At 73.6% G+C, this 16,192-nt stretch carries 16 protein-coding genes; 12 read left to right on the top strand and 4 right to left on the bottom strand.

Annotated features, from left to right (window positions below; genetic code table 11):
- Positions 1-86 precede the first annotated feature (86 nt).
- On the top strand, positions 87-1,475 hold the full coding sequence (locus D0D15_RS32545) for an MFS transporter (protein WP_162830709.1): 1,389 nt from the start codon (positions 87-89) through the stop codon (positions 1,473-1,475).
- A gap of 5 nt (positions 1,476-1,480) precedes the next feature.
- On the opposite strand, the gene D0D15_RS32540 is transcribed toward D0D15_RS32545, so the two are convergent.
- On the bottom strand, positions 1,481-1,909 hold the full coding sequence (locus D0D15_RS32540) for a MarR family winged helix-turn-helix transcriptional regulator (protein WP_094008522.1): 429 nt from the start codon (positions 1,907-1,909) through the stop codon (positions 1,481-1,483).
- A gap of 53 nt (positions 1,910-1,962) precedes the next feature.
- Between D0D15_RS32540 and D0D15_RS32535 the strand changes: the two genes are divergently transcribed.
- The 6 genes from D0D15_RS32535 (at position 1,963) to D0D15_RS32510 (ending at position 8,483) form a co-directional block, all read left to right on the top strand.
- A complete protein-coding gene (locus tag D0D15_RS32535) occupies positions 1,963-2,523 on the top strand; it encodes a quercetin 2,3-dioxygenase (RefSeq protein WP_094008523.1) in 561 nt (186 codons plus the stop codon).
- A 66-nt stretch (positions 2,524-2,589) separates the two neighbouring features.
- On the top strand, positions 2,590-4,398 hold the full coding sequence (locus tag D0D15_RS32530) for a helix-turn-helix domain-containing protein (protein WP_094008524.1): 1,809 nt from the start codon (positions 2,590-2,592) through the stop codon (positions 4,396-4,398).
- The gene (locus tag D0D15_RS32525) at positions 4,382-5,773 is read left to right on the top strand and encodes a hydroxymethylglutaryl-CoA reductase, degradative (protein ID WP_255407962.1); all 1,392 of its coding nucleotides are present in this window, start codon (positions 4,382-4,384) and stop codon (positions 5,771-5,773) included. Before D0D15_RS32530 ends, D0D15_RS32525 begins: the two co-directional genes overlap by 17 nt.
- Before the next feature lie 2 nt (positions 5,774-5,775).
- Complete coding sequence (locus D0D15_RS32520) at positions 5,776-6,696, top strand: hydroxymethylglutaryl-CoA lyase (RefSeq protein ID WP_094008526.1); 921 nt, start codon at positions 5,776-5,778, stop codon at positions 6,694-6,696.
- An 18-nt stretch (positions 6,697-6,714) separates the two neighbouring features.
- Complete coding sequence (locus D0D15_RS32515; RefSeq protein WP_094008527.1) at positions 6,715-7,119, top strand: hypothetical protein; 405 nt, start codon at positions 6,715-6,717, stop codon at positions 7,117-7,119.
- Positions 7,116-8,483 (top strand): tripartite tricarboxylate transporter permease, encoded by a 1,368-nt coding sequence (locus D0D15_RS32510; RefSeq protein WP_094008528.1) that lies wholly within the window; start codon positions 7,116-7,118, stop codon positions 8,481-8,483. Before D0D15_RS32515 ends, D0D15_RS32510 begins: the two co-directional genes overlap by 4 nt.
- Before the next feature lie 113 nt (positions 8,484-8,596).
- Here the strand turns inward: D0D15_RS32510 and D0D15_RS32505 are convergent, their stop codons facing one another.
- Positions 8,597-8,821: a hypothetical protein gene (locus D0D15_RS32505; protein ID WP_094008529.1), complete on the bottom strand. Its 225-nt coding sequence runs from the start codon at positions 8,819-8,821 to the stop codon at positions 8,597-8,599.
- Between the two features lie 132 nt (positions 8,822-8,953).
- Here D0D15_RS32505 and D0D15_RS32500 point away from each other — a divergent pair, with 132 nt between their 5' ends.
- The gene (locus D0D15_RS32500) at positions 8,954-9,928 is read left to right on the top strand and encodes an SDR family NAD(P)-dependent oxidoreductase (RefSeq protein WP_094008530.1); all 975 of its coding nucleotides are present in this window, start codon (positions 8,954-8,956) and stop codon (positions 9,926-9,928) included.
- A 590-nt stretch (positions 9,929-10,518) separates the two neighbouring features.
- Here D0D15_RS32500 and D0D15_RS32495 read toward each other — a convergent pair.
- On the bottom strand, positions 10,519-12,336 hold the full coding sequence (locus D0D15_RS32495; protein ID WP_094008531.1) for an NAD(P)/FAD-dependent oxidoreductase: 1,818 nt from the start codon (positions 12,334-12,336) through the stop codon (positions 10,519-10,521).
- A gap of 148 nt (positions 12,337-12,484) precedes the next feature.
- On the opposite strand from D0D15_RS32495, the gene D0D15_RS32490 reads away from it, so the two are divergent.
- Positions 12,485-13,651 carry a helix-turn-helix domain-containing protein gene (locus D0D15_RS32490; protein WP_094008532.1) on the top strand — a complete coding sequence of 389 codons (1,167 nt, stop codon included), beginning with the start codon at positions 12,485-12,487 and terminating at the stop codon, positions 13,649-13,651.
- Between the two features lie 62 nt (positions 13,652-13,713).
- Entirely contained in the window at positions 13,714-14,436 is a 723-nt protein-coding gene (locus tag D0D15_RS32485; protein WP_094008533.1) for a class I SAM-dependent DNA methyltransferase, read from the top strand.
- 1 nt (position 14,437) lies between these two features.
- Here D0D15_RS32485 and D0D15_RS32480 read toward each other — a convergent pair whose 3' ends face one another.
- A complete protein-coding gene (locus D0D15_RS32480) occupies positions 14,438-14,662 on the bottom strand; it encodes a hypothetical protein (protein WP_094008534.1) in 225 nt (74 codons plus the stop codon).
- A gap of 1 nt (position 14,663) precedes the next feature.
- Between D0D15_RS32480 and D0D15_RS37400 the strand changes: the two genes are divergently transcribed.
- Entirely contained in the window at positions 14,664-14,894 is a 231-nt protein-coding gene (locus D0D15_RS37400) for a VOC family protein (RefSeq protein ID WP_233157508.1), read from the top strand.
- A gap of 212 nt (positions 14,895-15,106) precedes the next feature.
- On the top strand, positions 15,107-15,973 hold the full coding sequence (locus D0D15_RS32470; RefSeq protein ID WP_094008535.1) for an SMP-30/gluconolactonase/LRE family protein: 867 nt from the start codon (positions 15,107-15,109) through the stop codon (positions 15,971-15,973).
- Positions 15,974-16,192: the final 219 nt, after the last annotated feature.

Genomic DNA, 16,192 nt, shown 5'->3' with positions numbered 1-16,192 from the left:
GTTCGATGCTCGTCCACCGCCCCGGATTCCCGCCCCATCCGTCCCCTCCTGTCCGCTCCCGCTCCCCGTCTCAGTGTGGAGGCACCTTGAGCATCGAACCCACCGCCGCGCGCGCCACCGCCGCCGCGGCCCTTCTCGCCCGCGTCGAGCGGATTCCGCTGACCCGCTACCACCTGCGGGTGGCCTCGATACTGGGCGTCGGGACGTTCTTCGACTCCTTCGACGCGCTCATCCTGTCCGTCGCGCTCACCGCGGTCCTCACCACGCTCGGCGCGCCGCTGTCGGTCGCCGGGACGCTCATCGCCGTCGGCTACGTCGGGCAGATCGCCGGCGCCATCCTCTTCGGCGTCATCAGCGAACGCTACGGCCGCAAGGCCGCCTTCGTCGCCGCCTCCGCGTTGTTCGGCCTCCTCGCGCTGGCCTCGGCGATCGCCTGGAACGTCGAAAGCCTCATGGCCTTCCGCCTCATCCAGGGCATCGGCCTGGGCGCCGAGGTGCCCGTCGCCGCGACGATCTTCAACGAGTTCGTCCGCGCCCGCGCCCGCGGCCGGATCGTGCTCGTCTACGAAAGCCTGTTTGTGTGGGGCATCCTCGGCGCCACGCTCGTCGGCGCGCTGTTCCTGTCCGTGTTCCCGCCCGAGGACGCCTGGCGCTGGCTGTTCGTGATCTCCGGCGTCCCGGTGCTCACCGCGGTGTGGGCCCACTTCCGCCTGCCCGAGTCGCCGCGCCACCTCATCCACCGCGGCGACCTCGAAGCCGCCACCGAGATCGTCGAGGCGATGGAGGCCAGCGCCCGCCGCGGCGGCCGCATCCTCGAAGAACCGCACAAACCCGCCGACCTGCGCCCCGAACCGCCCACCCGGTTCGGCGAGCTGTTCTCCCGCGACTACCGCGGCCGCACGCTCGCCCTCTGGTGCATCTGGTTCACCACGTTCCTGCCGCTGGGCGGGTTCACCTCCTGGATGCCGACGCTGCTGGTCCGGGTCGGCCACCTCACCCCGGCCGTCGCGTCCCTGCTCACCGGCGGGATCGTGGTCGGCAACCTCGTCGCCCTCTACGTCAGCGCGTCCTCTTTGGACAAGCTGGGCCGCCGGTTCTGGTTCGCCGCCGGGTACGGGCTGGCCCTGGCAGGCAGCATCGGCGGCGTGCTGCACGGCGCGACCGGCTGGGTGGCGCTGTTCGTGTGCGGGGCGCTGGTGCTGTTCGGCGTGAACATCAACGCGCCGCTGGCCTACCTCTACACCGCCGAGCTGTACCCGACGCGGATGCGCGCCTGGGCGACGATGGTCGGCAGCACGATGCGCAACCTCGCGTCGGTGATCGCGCCCATCACCATCGGGCTGCTGCTCGGCGCCGCGGCCGGGGTGGTGTGGAGCTTCGCGCTGACCGCCGCCGTGCTGCTGATCGGGCTGCTGGTCATGCTCCGCTTCGGCATCGAGACCAAGCAGCGGCCGCTGGAGGAGCTGGCGAAGTGACCCCGTCAGGAGGGCGGGCGGCCCCAGTCGGCGTGCAGCGCCGCGCGCAGGGCCCGCACCGGCTCGCGCCCGATCCGGCGCGCCAGCGCGGTCTCCGCCCGGCGCAGGATGCCGAGCGCGGTCCGGTGCGTCCGCTCGCCCTCCGCGGTGCGCCGCACCAGCCGCTGCCGCCCGGAAGAGGGATCCGGCACCTGTTCGAGCAGACCGAGCCGGGTCAGCGCACCGACGGCCTGGTGCGCCGTCTGCCGGGTCACGCCCATGCGCCGGGCCAGCTCGGACACCGTCGTCCCGCCGGGGTCGAGCACCGCGAACAGCGCGACCTGGGTGCCCGACACCGGCGCCGCGCCCGCCCGTGCCAGGCCGGCGATCAGCGCCTCGTCGAACCACCGCCGAGCCTCGCCGAGCGACTGAGCGAGTGTGGGTTCTGCTTGCACGACAACAGGATATCTGTCAGGCTGCCTGACAGAAACACCGACCGGGAGACATCATGACGGCAGAGTTCGCCACCCCCTACCGCCGCGCGTCGCGCATCCCCGCCGAGCCGGGCAAGCCGTACTTCATCGAAAAGGGCGAGGGCGACCGCGCCCACCTCTTCGGCGACCTGTTCACCATCTACGCGGGTGGCGAGCAGACCGAGGGCACGTTCAACTTCTTCACCTGCGAGGGCCCGAAGGGCGACCTCATCCCGGCCCACCTGCACCCCGACACCTACGAGGTGTTCTACGTGACGGCCGGCGCGGTGCGGCTGTTCGTCGAGGACACCGCGGGCAACCAGCAGGAAAAGCTCCTCACCCCCGGCGACTTCGGGTTCGTGCCGAAGAACTGCCCGCACGCCTACCGGATGGAACGGCACCACAGCATGGTCGTCGGCGTGGCCGCCGGTCCGGGCGGGACGTTCGAGCGGTTCTTCGAAAACCTCGGCGTCCCGGCCGAGGAGCTGGGGCTGCCGAAGGTGCCCGCCGTACCGGAGCCGCACAAGTTCGGCACGGTGCCGCAGCGCTACGACGTGAAGTTCCTCCCGGAGCACCGCTGGCACACCACGCCCTGACCTCGCCGGTACCGTGAGACCACCCCGGCCCGGCTCGGGGTGGTCGTCCGGTCCACGAGGTGATGCATGACCCTGCCCGTCGCCGCCGTCGTCGGCCTGCTCGAGGCCGCCGAGCAGGACACCGACGTCGCTCCGCTGCTGGCCGGTCTCGGCACCGCCGACGCCGAGCGGATCACCTCCGGCATCCGGCGCCTGCGGGCCACCTCGGACCGCCTCCGGCGCCGTGGGCAGGAGCTCGCCGCCCTGTTCTCCTCCGCGCGGGAGCTGGCCGAGCTGCGGGACGTCGACGAGCTGCTGGCCCGGCTGGTGGAGCGGGCGCACGACCTCGTCGGCACGGACGTCACCTACCTGTCGGAGTTCGACGTCGGCAGCCGGGAGCTGCGGGTGCGCACGACGCTGGGCACGGTCGCGCCGTCGTTCCCGGGGCTGCGCGTGCCGCCCGGGATGGGCCTGGCGAGCCAGGTGGTCGAGAGCCGCCGCCCGTGCTGGACCGCCCGGTACGACGCGATGACCCAGGCGCCGCACGACGACCGGATCGACGAGACCGTCGCCGCGGAGGGGCTCGTCTCGCTGCTCGGCGTGCCGCTGCTGGCCGGGGACGAGGTCATCGGGGTGCTGTTCGCCGCCAACCGCGTCGAGCACGCGTTCTCCCCGGAGGAGATCTCGCTGCTGTCGGCGTTCGCCGACCACGCGGCCGTCGTGCTGCAGACCGCCCGGCTGCTGGCCCGCGCGAACACCGCCGCCGACGAAACCCGCCGCGCCTACGGCGAGCTGGCCCGGCACGTGGAGGCGATGGAACGCGCGAGCGAGGTGCACAGCGACCTCACCACGCTCGTCCTCCAGGGCGGCGACGCCACCGAGGTCGCCGGCGCGCTCGGCCGGGCCCTGCGCTGCCGCGTCGCGTTGCTGGACACCGATCACCTCGACGGCGGCGTGCGGGAGGCCGTCGAGCGGAGCCGGCGCAGCGGGCGGTGCGTGCCGGCGGGCGAAGGTGCCTTCGCGGTCGCCGTCGTGGCGGGGCCGACGCTGCTCGGCGCGCTGCTGCTGGAGCAGGGAACCGTCGAGTTCGGGCCCGTGGAGTTCCGCACCGCGGAGCGCGCCGCGCAGATCACCGCGCTGTTGCGCCTCAAGCAGGACGCCCTGATCGAGGCCGAGCAGCGGGTGCGCGGGGATCTGCTCGCCGACCTGCTCTCCGCCGACGCGGACCGGCGTGCCGGTGCCGCCGCCCGCGCCCGCGCGCGCGGGATCCGGCTGGACGGCCCGCGCTCGGTCGTGGTCGTCGCCGTCCCCGCCGACCTGCGCCACCAGGCGGCCCGCGCCCTGCGCCGGACCGGCGACCTGGTCGGCGAGCACGCGGACCACATCGTCGTCCTGACCCCGGTGGAGGACCCGGCCGCCGCGGCGCGGACCGTGCACACCGCCGTCGCGCGATCACTGGCCGCCCCGGTGCTGGCCGTGGGCGCCGCCGCCGGGGACGACCTGCGGGAACCCGTGGAGCAGGCCACCGCGTGCGTGCGCATCCTGCCCGCGCTGGGCGTGGCCGGCGCGGCGGTCACCACCGACGAGTACCTGCCCTACACGGCGCTGTTCGGCCCGGGCGAGGCCCGGGTGTCGGCGTTCGTGCGCCGGGTCCTCGGGCCGGTCCTGGACTGGGACGCCGAGCACTCCGGCACCCTGCTGCCCACGCTCGCCGCCTACCTGGACCACCGGATGAGCCCGGTCGCCACCGCCCGCGCGCTGCACGTGCACAAGAACACCGTGCTGCAGCGGCTGGACCGCGCCGCCGAGCTGCTGGGGGAGGGCTGGCAGGAGCCCGACCGGCTGTTCCGGCTCACCGTCGCCGTCCGGCTCGCCCGCCTTGCCGAACGTCCATAGCCGGGCCGTACGGAGTGGACGTTCGGTCCATTCCCGCTGCCCGGGTGCGGAGCTAGCGTCCTGGGTCGTCACGCAGCCACACGGAAGTGGAAGGGGCGCTATGGCGCGCACCAGTCGTATCCAGGGACTCCGGGATCTGCCCGTCGAGGCCCGGCGCAAGGCCGCCGCCGAGGCGGCCGGGCTCGACCCGGCGTCGCTCGCGGCGTTCGACCCCGGGCACGGGCTCGACGCCGTCGCGGCCGACCACATGATCGAAAACGTCGTCGGCATCCTCGGCGTACCGCTGGGGGTGGCCACCAACTTCGTGGTCAACGGCCGGGAGGTGCTGGTCCCGATGGCCACCGAGGAGGCCTCGGTGGTCGCCGCCGCGAGCAACGCCGCCAAGATCGCCCGCGTCCGCGGCGGGTTCCACACGTCCTCGACGGCGCCGATCATGCAGGCGCAGGTGCAGATCGTCGGCGTGCGCGATCCGGAGGCGGGCCGCGTCCGGCTGCTGGAGGCCCGCGACGAGCTGATCGGCCTGGCCAACGCGCAGGACGAGAAGCTCGTCGAGTTCGGTGGTGGCGTGCGGGACATCGCGGTGCGGCTGGTGCCTTCCCGCGCCGGCACCTACGTGGTCGCGCATCTGCAGGTCGACGTGCGCGACGCGATGGGCGCCAACGCGGTGAACACGATGGCCGAAGCGGTCGCCGCGCGCGCCGGGGAGATCGCCGGTGGCCGGGCGCTGCTGCGGATCCTGACCAACAAGGCCGATCTGCGCCTGTCCCGGGCCCGCGCGGTGTTCGACGCCGAATCGCTCGGCGGGCCCGCGGTGGTGGACGACATCGTGCACGCCGCCGCGCTCGCCGAGGCCGATCCCTACCGCGCGGCGACGCACAACAAGGGCATCATGAACGGCATCAGCGCGGTCGTGCTCGCCACCGGCAACGACACCCGCGCGGTCGAGGCCGGCGCCCACTCGCACGCCGTCTCCGAGTCGGGGCGGTACACGTCGTTGTCCCGCTTCGAAAAGGACGCCGACGGCAACGTGGCCGGCACGTTGGAACTGCCGATGCCGGTCGGGCTGGTCGGCGGCGCCACGCGCGTGCACCCGGTGGCGCAGGCCGCGGTCGCCCTGCTCGGCGTGCGGACCGCGACCGAACTGGCGGAGATCGTCACCGCGGTCGGGCTCGCGCAGAACTTCGCCGCGGTGCGGGCACTGGCCACCGAGGGCATCCAGCGCGGGCACATGTCGCTGCACGCCCGCAACATCGCCACCACCGTGGGCGCGACCGCCGCGGAGGTCCCGGCGGTGGTCGCGCGGCTGGTCGCCGACCGGAAGGTCCGCGCCGACCACGCCGGGAAGGTCCTCGCCGAGCTGCGGGCGAAGAGCTGATCATGACCGTCGATCAGCTGCCCGGTCTGCCGTCCGCGGTGACGATCTGGGAGGTGGGCCCGCGCGACGGGCTGCAGAACGAATCCGTGCTCGTGCCGTCCGCGGTGAAGGCCGAGCTGGTGGAACGGCTGGCCGACGCCGGGCACACCGTGATCGAGACGACGAGCCTGGTCCACCCGGACCGGGTGCCGCAGCTGGCCGACGCCGAGGAGGTCCTGCGCCGCCTCGACCGGTGTCCCGGCGTGCGCTACCCGGTGCTGGTGCCCAACCAGCGCGGCCTGGCGCGGGCACTGGACCTCGGCGTCACCGACATCGCCGTGTTCGCCTCGGCCACCGAGAGCTTCGCCAGGGCCAACCTCGGCCGGTCCGTCGGCGAGTCGCTGGAGATGTTCGCGCCGGTGGTCGCCCGCGCCCGGGAGGCGGGGCTCGGCGTGCGCGGCTACCTGTCGATGTGCTGGGGCGACCCGGAGGAGGGCGAGGTCCCGCTGCCCCGGGTGATCGCGGTCGCCACCCGGCTGTTCGCCCTGGGCTGCACCGAACTGAGCCTCGGCGACACGATCGGCGTCGCCACCCCCGGCCGCGTCGTCGCGCTGCTCGACGGGCTCGTCGCCGCGGGCGTCCCGATCGGACGGCTCGCGGTGCACTTCCACGACACCTACGGCCAGGCCCTGGCGAACACCCTCGCCGCCCTGCAGCGCGGCGTCACCACCGTGGACGCCTCGGCGGGCGGGCTGGGCGGCTGCCCGTTCGCCCAGAGTGCCACCGGCAATCTCGCCACCGAGGACCTGCTGTGGCAGCTCGACGGGCTCGGCATCCACACCGGTGTCGACCTGACCAAACTCGCCGAAACCAGCGTGTGGCTGGCCGGGCACCTGGGACGGCCCAGCCCCTCCCGCGCCCTGCGCGCGCTCACCGGCGCCTGACCCCTACGGAGAAAAGCCATGGCACTCAACGAAGAGCCGCCCTACGTCGTCGTCTGGAACGACGCCGTCGACCTGCGGCACCTGGCCGCGTCCATCGTGATCTGCGTGGCCGCCGGCCTGCCGGCCTTCCTCGGCGCGAAAGCGTTGTTCGGGGCCGTGGTCGACACGCCTTCGCTGGCCGGTGGCTACGCGCTGCTGGCCGGGCTGGCCGCGTGCGTGCTCGCCGCCGCCGTCTGCGCCCGCCTGTTCCGTCCGAAGCGGACGTTCGGCGCCGAACAGGCCGCGGACCGGGAGGCCGCGCTGGCGGAACTGGAGCGCCTGGGCGGCACCGCCGAGACGTTCGCCGAGCTGCCGCCGCGCGTGCGGGCCGAGATGGCCGAGCTGGGCCTGGTCCGCGAAACCGCGCCGGAGGTGCGGGCATGACCCCGGACCTGCTGTGGGCCCTGGGCATGGGCCTGCTCGGCGCGGTCGTGTTCGCGGCGATCGGCCTGGTCTCCGGCACCGACGAGACCTCCACCCTCGCCCCGGTCACGCTGCTCGTCGTGCTGCTGGGCGTGCCGCCGGCCGGGGTGCTGACGTTCTTCATCGCCGGAGCCGTCAGCAAGCACATGACCCACGCGATCCCCACCACGCTGCTGGGCATCCCGGGCGACACCACCGCGGTGCCGCTGCTCGACGACGCGACCGCGCTGCGCCGCCTCGGCGCCCCGCACATCGCGCTGCGCAAGGCACTGGCCGGCGGGCTGGTCGCCGCGTTCCTCGCGGTCCCGGTCGCGGTCGGGGTCGCGTCCCTGCTCGCCCCGCTGGCCGGGCCGATCAAGACGGTGGCGCTGTTCGTGTTCGGCGCCGCCGCGATCTTCGTCGGCTACTTCTCGCCGGGCCGCTGGGCCAGCATCGCCGCGATCGTGCCGTTCGCGCTGCTGGTGACCGGGCTCAACACGGTCGCCACCGACCAGCTGGACAAGAGCCTGTCGATCAGCTTCTTCCTCGGCATCGCGATCGGGCCGCTCGTGGTGGATCTGCTCATCGCATCCTCCCGCAGCGGGCGGCGCACCCTGGAACGCACCGGGCCGCGCCCGTTCTGGCTCGCCCCGGACAGCGGCACGGGACGGCGCTGGATCCCCAACCCGCTGCGGATCCTCGACGGCAGGCAGGCGGCCGCGACCGCCGCCGCGGCCGGGGTCACCTCCACGACGTTCATGCTCAGCCCGGTCGCCGCGACCGTGCTCGCGGGGGAGATCACCGGGTCCCGGATCAAGCACCCCTACCGCAGGCTCACCACGTTGATGGCGGTCAAGAACGGCACCACGGAGTCGACCTACCTGGCCGAGACGCTCATCCCGCTCGTCGCGTTCGGGTTGCCGCTGAGCCCGGTCGCCGCCGGTCCCGCGGCGGCGCTGTTCAACGCGCCGCCGGTCTACACGGTCAAGGGCGCGGACGGGGGCGTGCACAACCTGCACACCCTGCTCAGCTCCTGGCAGTTCCTGGTGTTCAGCCTGATCGGGGTGGCGATCGCCGGGCTGGTCGTGTACCCGTTCGCGATGCGCTACGCGCGGGCCGCCAGCGGCTGGGTCGCGCGGCGGATCAGCCACGAGGCGCTGATCGGCGCGTTCGTGGCGCTGATCGCGGTGGTGGCCTGGTACGAGGGCGGGCCGCTCGCGCTCGCGGTGAGCCTGACCGTCGGCGCGGTCGGCGGCCTGGCGAACCGCATGCTCGGCATGACCTCCGGCGTGCAGTTCATGGCCTACTACGTCGCCGTGCTGCTGGTGCCGCTCGTCCTCGGCTGAGCACGTGACTGCCCCGCCGCGGCGGACGCGGCGGGGCTCAGGAAGAGATCGCGGATGTTTCGGGAAACGATCGTTCGCGCCTGTCCTCCTTTCGTCGTGGGCCACGGGTTCGTTCACGAGCGCGGAGGCGAGCGCTGACGCCGCCACGGCTGGGACACCCGCTCGGGGCCGCGTGGCCGCCCGGCGGGCTCGGGGAGTGGGATCGCCGGCGGCCGTGGTCGTGGACGCTCCGCTTCGCCGAAGTTGGCGTCGATGATCGCGGCGAACTCGTCCCGCAGCCAGTCCGGGTCGTCGCACACCAGGTCGGCGAACCCGAGCTGCTCCAGCACGTCCGGCATCGCGAATCACTCCCGGGGGAGGTCCTGCGTCCACACCGCTGACACCAATATATGTAGCTCGCGCTGTAGATTCAGTCAAGTCCCCGAAGAAGGTTTGACCTGGAGCGCGGTCCAGCACCTAGCTTCGGCGCCATGACCACCGCACAGCACAAGATCGGATCCGGTTTCGGCGCGTCGACCACCGCCGCCGAGGTCCTGCGCGGCATCGACCTGTCCGGCAAGCTCGCGATCGTCACCGGTGGCTACTCCGGCCTCGGCCTGGAGACCACCCGGGCACTGGCCGCGGCCGGCGCGCACGTCGTCGTCCCGGCCCGGCGGCCGGACGCGGCCAAGGCGGCGCTGCGCGACCTGGCCGAGGTGGACGAGCTGGATCTGGGCGACCTGGCGAGCGTTCGGGCCTTCGCCGAGCGGTTCCTGGCGTCCGGGCGTCGCATCGACATCGTGATCGGCAGCGCCGCGATCATGGCCTGCCCGGAGACGCGGGTCGGGCCCGGCTGGGAGGCCCAGTTCGCGACCAACCACCTGGGCCACTTCGCGCTGGTGAACCGCCTCTGGCCGGCGATCGCGCCGGGCGCCCGGGTCGTGTCCGTTTCCTCGCGCGGCCACCACTTCTCCGCCATCCGCTGGGACGACCTGTGGTTCGAGCGGGGCTACGACAAGTGGCAGGCGTACGGGCAGGCCAAGACGGCGAACGCGTTGTTCGCGGTGCAGCTGGACAAGCTGGGGGAGCCGTCCGCGGTGCGGGCGTTCTCGGTGCACCCGGGCAGCATCCTGACGCCGTTGCAGCGGCACATCCCGCTGGAGGAGCAGATCGCGAACGGCTGGGTCGACGAGAACGGCGAGCCGATCGCCGACTGGTTCAAGACCCCGGAACAAGGCGCGGCGACGCAGGTGTGGGCCGCGACGTCGCCGGGGCTGGCCGGAATGGGCGGCGTGTACTGCGAGGACTGCGACATCGCCGAGCCCGCCTCCGGTGACCCGCTCCCGTCGGGCCCGGGCCGCCCGGCGATGTTCCTGGGCGTCCGCGACTACGCGGTGGACCCGCAGCAGGCGGACCGGCTGTGGACGCTGTCGGCGGAGCTGACCGGGGTGAACGCGTTCGCGTAGGTGGAACCCGGGTCCCGGCCGCGCCCCCCGGGCGACCGGGACCCGGAAGCCGCCCCGCCCCGGCGCCGCGGCGGTTCGCCTCAGCTGGAACCCGGGTCCCGGCCGCCCCGTCGGCGGCCGGGACCCGGAAGCCTCCGTCGCGCCATCCGGCCGGGACCGGGAAGCCGCGGTGACGCGATCCGGCCGGGGCCGGGCTCGCGCGTGGCGGGCTCCCTCGGCGCGGGCGTGCCGATCGTGGCGCCGGCTCCGTGCCGGTTCTTCCGCACGCGGTAGGTGGAACCCGGGTCCCGGCCGCCCCGTCGGCGGCCGGGACCCGGAAGCCTCGTGATGGGATTCGGCCGGAGGCGGCTCGGGCGTGGCGGGCCTCCGCCGCGCCGGCATGTCGATCGCGGCGCCGGTCTTCCGGTGGCGTGGCCCTCGCGGTAGGTGGAACCCGGGTCCTGGCCACCCCGTCGACGGCCGGGAGCCTCGGTGACGCGATCCGGCCGGGGCCGGGCTCGCGCGTGGCGGGCCTCTGCCGGCGGCGCGGCGCTCGCCGTTGGTGGAACCCGGGTCCCGGCCGCCCCGTCGGCGGCCGGGACCCGGAAGCCTCACGACAGGTGGTGCACCTCCTGCAGCCCGTACACCGGTGTCGGAATCCCCTCGTACCTCGCCTTCAGCTGCAGCGCCAGGTACAGCGAGTAGTGCCGCGACTGGTGCAGGTTCCCGCCGTGGAACCACAACCCGGGTTGCTGCGTGGGCTTCCACATGTTCCGCTGCTCGCCCTCCCACGGCCCCGGGTCCTTCGTCGTCCCCGAGCCCAGGCCCCAGCACTTGCCGACGCGGTCGGCCATCTCCTGCCCGGCGATGTCGGCGACCCACCCGTTCATCGACCCGTACCCGGTCGCGTACACCACCAGGTCGGCCTTCAGCTCCGTCCCGTCGGACAGCACCACGGCGTCCCGCGCCAGGTGGTCGACCTGCCCGCGCACCAGCTTGATGTCACCGCCGGCGACCAGCTCGGACGCGCCGACGTCGATGTAGTAGCCGGACCCGCGCCGCAGGTACTTCATGAACAGGCCGGACCCGTCGTCGCCCCAGTCGTGCAGGAAACCGGCCTTCTCCAGGCGCTCGTAGAAGTCCGCGTCGCGCTGCTTGATCTGCTCGTACACCGGGATCTGGAACTGGTGCATGATCCGGTAGGGCAGCGACGCGAACACCATGTCGGCCTTGTCGGTGGTGATCCCGTTCGCCACCGCGCGCTCGGAGTACAGGTCGCCGAGGCCGATCTCCATCAGCGAGTCCGACTTCACCACGTGCGTCGAGGACCGCTGCACCATCGTCACGTCCGCGCCGTGCTCCCACAGCGCCGCGCAGATGTCGTGCGCCGAGTTGTTCGACCCGATCACCACGGCCTTCTTGCCCGCGTAGGCGTCCGGCCCCGGGTGTTGCGAAGAGTGGTGCTGCTCGCCCTCGAAGACATCCATCCCGGGGAACGACGGGATGTTCGGCTTGCCCGACATACCGGTGGCGAACACGAGCTGTTTCGGCGTCAGCACCACGGTTTCACCCGCCCGGTCGACGGTGACCGTCCACTGTGCGGTGTCCTCGTCGTAGGAGGCCGACTTCACCTCCGACCGCGTCCAGTACGGCACGTCCATCACCCGGGTGTACATCTCCAGCCAGTCCGCGATCTTGTCCTTCGGCGCGAACACCGGCCAGTTCTCCGGGAACGGCAGGTAGGGCAGGTGGTCGTACCAGACCGGGTCGTGCAGGCACAGGCTCTGGTACCGCTTGCGCCACTGGTCGCCGGGCCGCTCGTGCCGGTCCAGCACCAGCGCCGGCACCCCGAGCTGCCGCAGCCGCGCGCCGAGCGCGATGCCGCCCTGCCCGCCGCCGATCACCACGACGTAGGGCTGGCGCTCGTAGCCGAGTTCGGCCTTCTCCAGCTCACGCTCCTCGGCCCACGACCGGCGGCCCCGGACGACGCCGTGCCGCACGCCCTTCGGCCGGCGTTCGCGCTGCGGCTCCTCGAAGCCCTTCAGCTCGCGCAGGCTCGTCAGGAACGTCCAGGCCCCCTCGTCGGTGAGCCGCAGGTGACCCTTGCCGCGGCCGGTGGCGGTCTCGAACTCCAGCCACGCCTCGGTGACGCCGTCGGCCTCGGTGGGGGTCTCGGTGGTGCGGAAACCGGACGGATCGGCGTCGTCCAGGCAGGCGGACAGCAGGTCGGCGACGCCTTCGCGGCCTTCGACGGTCTTGATGTTCCAGGTGAACGCCACCAGGTCGCGCCAGAAGCTGTCGACCGCGAACAGACCGGCCGCCGCTTCGACGTCGCGGGCCGCGAGCGCGGCCTCGAACCGCGCCAGCCAGGCGTCGACGCGCGCCTGGGGCGACCGCGCCGGCGCCTCCCGGTCGATCGTCTGTGTCATCGCCACTCCTCCTCGCCGTTGGGGATGTAACACCGATCACAGCCGCCCGGAGGGGTGACCGGCAACGGTTGCAGCGAATTGCACGTCTTGGCGCGGGCGTGAGCGGCACCTATGCTCGATCGTCGACGCAGTGGTGCGGAGGTGGAGCGTGAGCGTGCCCGGCGCAGTCCCGCCCGGCCGCAGCCTGCCCGCCTACGCCCGCGACCTGATCCGCATGCACGACGCCGTCATCGCCGGCGGCCGCCCGCCGCTGCGCCCGCGCGACATCGTGTCCCGGTCCTGGGAGCGGGTGATCGGGCTCGGGCTGAAGGCCGACGGCCTCAACGCGCGCGACTGGCTGAGCGAGGACGAGCTGGCCCGGCGGCGGGAGAACTCGCCCCTGCGCGACGCGGTCGGCGACCTCAAGCAGGTGCTCGGCGCGATGCCGCACGTGCTGCTGGTCGTCACCGACGCCGACGGCGTCATCCTGTGGCGCGAGGGCACCCCGGGCGTGCGCCGCCGCGCCGACGACCTCGGCTTCTTCGAGGGCGCGGAGTGGACCGAGGAACGCGTCGGGACCAACGCGATCGGCACCGCACTGGCCGAGGCCGCCCCGGTCGAACTGCTCGCGGGCGAGCACTTCGAGCAGAACCAGCACCCGTGGTACTGCACCGCCTCCCCGGTGCACGACCCGCGCACCGGGGACCTGCTCGGCGTGATCGACGTCAGCGGCCCCGCGCTCACCCTGCACCCGGCCATCGGTGCGCTGGTGGACACCGGGCGGCGGCTCGCCGAGGCGCAGATCTGGCGCTGGCACCAGCGGCGGCTCGACCGGTTGCGCCAGGTGGGCGAACCGCTGCTGGCCACCGGCCCCGCGCTGCTGGTCGACGACCACGGCTGGGTCGCCGCCGGCGCGGGCGTGTCGGTGGGCGACCGCATCGCCGCGCCGTCGGCGGGGGAGCCGATCGCGGTGCCCGGGCTCGGCGCGTGCCTGCCCGAGCGGCTGGCCGAGGGCTGGCTGATCCGCCCGGCCGGCCCCGACCGCCGGGTGACGCTCGATCTGGACCTGACGCACACGCCGCTGCTGACCCTGCAGGGCGGCGACGCGGGCTGGCGGCGCAAGGTGACGCGCCGCCACGCGGAAATCCTGGTGCTGCTGCACCGCGCCGGCCCCGCGGGCCTGTCGGCGGAGGCGCTGAGCCGCGCGCTGTACGGGGACGCCGAGCACGTCGTCACGGTGCGCGCGGAGATCTCCCGCCTCCGGCGGCTGCTGGGCGCCCTGGTGGACACGCGCCCCTACCGGCTGGCCGAGGGCGTGCGGATGACGGTGCGCTGACGGCCCGGTCCGGCTGTGAAAATGCCGAGCCTCATCGCGGTGCCGCGCGCTACCGTCCGGCCATGGACTACTTCGGCGAGGAGGTCGCCGCGACCTACGACGAGTCGGAGGCGGCCGAGTTCGACCCCGCCGTGGTGGACACGACCGTTGCCTTCCTGGCTGGGCTGGCCGGCGACGGCGCGGCCCTCGAACTGGGCATCGGCACCGGCCGGATCGCGTTGCCGCTGGCGGCCCGCGGCGTGCCGGTGCACGGCATCGACCTGTCCCGCGCCATGGTGGCCCGGCTGCGCGCCAAACCCGGCGGCGACGCGATCGGCGTGACCATCGGCGACTTCGCGACGACGACCGCGCCGGGGAGGTTCGCGGTCGCCTACCTGGTGTTCAACACGATCATGAACCTGACCACCCAGGCGGAGCAGGTCGCGTGCTTCCGCAACGCCGCCGCGCACCTCGAACCCGGCGGCTGCTTCGTCGTCGAGGTCGGGGTTCCCGCGCTGCGGCAGCTCCCGCCCGGCCAGACCGTCGTGCCGTTCCGCGTCGGCGCGACGAGCTGGGCCTACGACGTGTACGACGTGGCCACGCAGGCGATGAGCTCGAACTACGTCGAGGTCACCGGTGGTCGTGGCGCGTTCCGGTCGATCCCGTTCCGCTACGTGTGGCCCGCCGAGCTGGACCTGATGGCCGAGCTGGCCGGGATGCGGCTGCGGGAGCGGTGGGCGGACTGGACGCGCGAGCCGTTCACCGGGGAGAGCCGCAAGCACGTCTCGGTGTGGCAGAAGCCCTGACTCACTCGCCGCGCATCTCGCGGCGGATCTCCGCCAGCTTGTCCCGCGCGGCGCGGTCCCGGTCGGCCAGCTTCTCCTCGAACGCCGCCGCCTCCGGGGTCTCCCCGGCCAGCTCCGTCGACCCGAGGGCCGTGGCGTGGCGGTTCTCGATGCGGTCGCGCACGAAGTCGAAGCTCGGCACGCCGGATTCGGTGTAGTCGCCCTCGGGCGTGGTTTCGTCGGGCACGGTGTCCCCTCTCGTCGGTCTCCCCATTGTGCGCCAGGCGGAGCCGGCCGGAGGGGCAGCCCGAGTTCCGGCTGAGTTCGCCCGCGGCGGCGAGACCCGCGAGCTGCACGTGGCGGCGGGTGTCGAGGTGCTGCACGAGCCGCGCGAGTGGCCGGAGTACCACCCGGGCTACTACGCGGTGTTCCTGCGCGACCCCGACGGCCACAACGTGGAGGCGGTGCACCACGGCTGAGGCCCCCGCGGGACTCGGGGCTGGTGCGCGACGCCGCCCGCATCCCGCCGCCCATCGAACCGCTCCTCGCCGCCTACGAGTACGACGGCGGTCAAGGCCGTCTTCGCCGAGGCCGCCGTCCGCAGAGCCGGTGGCCCGGCTTCCGGGGCTAGCGCAATCCGTGTATTGAGATATGCTCTTCGGCTAGTGAAACTCAGCGAAGTCGAGGTCTCATGATCGGTTCCGAGCGCAGCCCGGTGCTGTGCCAGGCGGAATGCGTGAGCACCGCAGGCAGCGAACTCGGCGAGTCGCCGCTGTGGGACCCCGCGGGGGTCCTGTACTGGGTCGACATCCCCGGCCGGCGGCTGCACAACGTGACGCCGTCCGGGTCGGGGATCACGGTCGGGCTGGACACCCGGGTCAGCGCGGTCGAACTCGGCCCTGGCGACGACCTGCTGGCGGTCACCGAACGCGGCCTGGCGTGGCTCGACCCGCGCTCGGGACGGACGTCGCCGATCCTCGAGCTGCCGCTCGAGGCGGGCGCGCGCATGAACGACGCCGCGATCGACCCGCGCGGGCGGTGCTGGGCCGGCTCGGCCACGCACGACGGCCGCCGGATCGGGGCGCTGTTCTGCGTCGCCGGGCGCAGTGTCGCGGTGGCGGTGCGGGGGCTGGGGATGTCGAACGGCCTGGACTGGTCACCCGACGGGCAGGTGCTCTACCACGTCGACACGGCGGCCGGGGAGATCGCGGCGTGGCGCTACCGCCCGGCGACGGGCGAGGTGTCGGGACGGCGGGTGCTGCGGCGCGTGTCGCCCCGGGTGGGGCTGCCGGACGGGCTGACCGTGGACGAGGCGGGAGGCGTGTGGGTGGCGATCTGGGGAGCCGGGCAGGTGTGGCGGCTGGACCCGGTGTCCGGCGACCGCCTCACGACGGTCGACGTGCCCGCGGCGTGCCCGACGAGCTGCGCCTTCGGCGGGCCGGACCTGGACGAACTGTACGTGACGAGCGCCCGGCAGGACGGCGAGGGCGGCCTGCTGTACCGAGCGGACGTGGGCGTGCAGGGACTGCCGCCGCGCCGTTTCGTGGAGGGCTTCTGACCGGCCGCGAGCCTGGCAGGCCACTGGGTGACGGGGCGCGAGGGCCGGTGCGGTGACGGCAGCCGAGGGGGCTGCCGCCCCCGCCGCGGAGGGGCTTCTCCGGGCTGGTGGCGCGGACCGGCCCGGAGAAGCCCTCGCGGCCCGGGAATCGCCGCGGTCAAGCTCGCCCGCCGCAGCGCGCCCGCGCGGAGCCCGTGCCTCATACACATCTCCGACACC

Origin of the sequence: Amycolatopsis thermalba, from assembly GCF_003385215.1 — a bacterium.
Classification (GTDB): Bacteria; Actinomycetota; Actinomycetes; order Mycobacteriales; family Pseudonocardiaceae; genus Amycolatopsis_E; species Amycolatopsis_E thermalba.
This window is presented reverse-complemented; position numbering and strand designations above follow the sequence as displayed.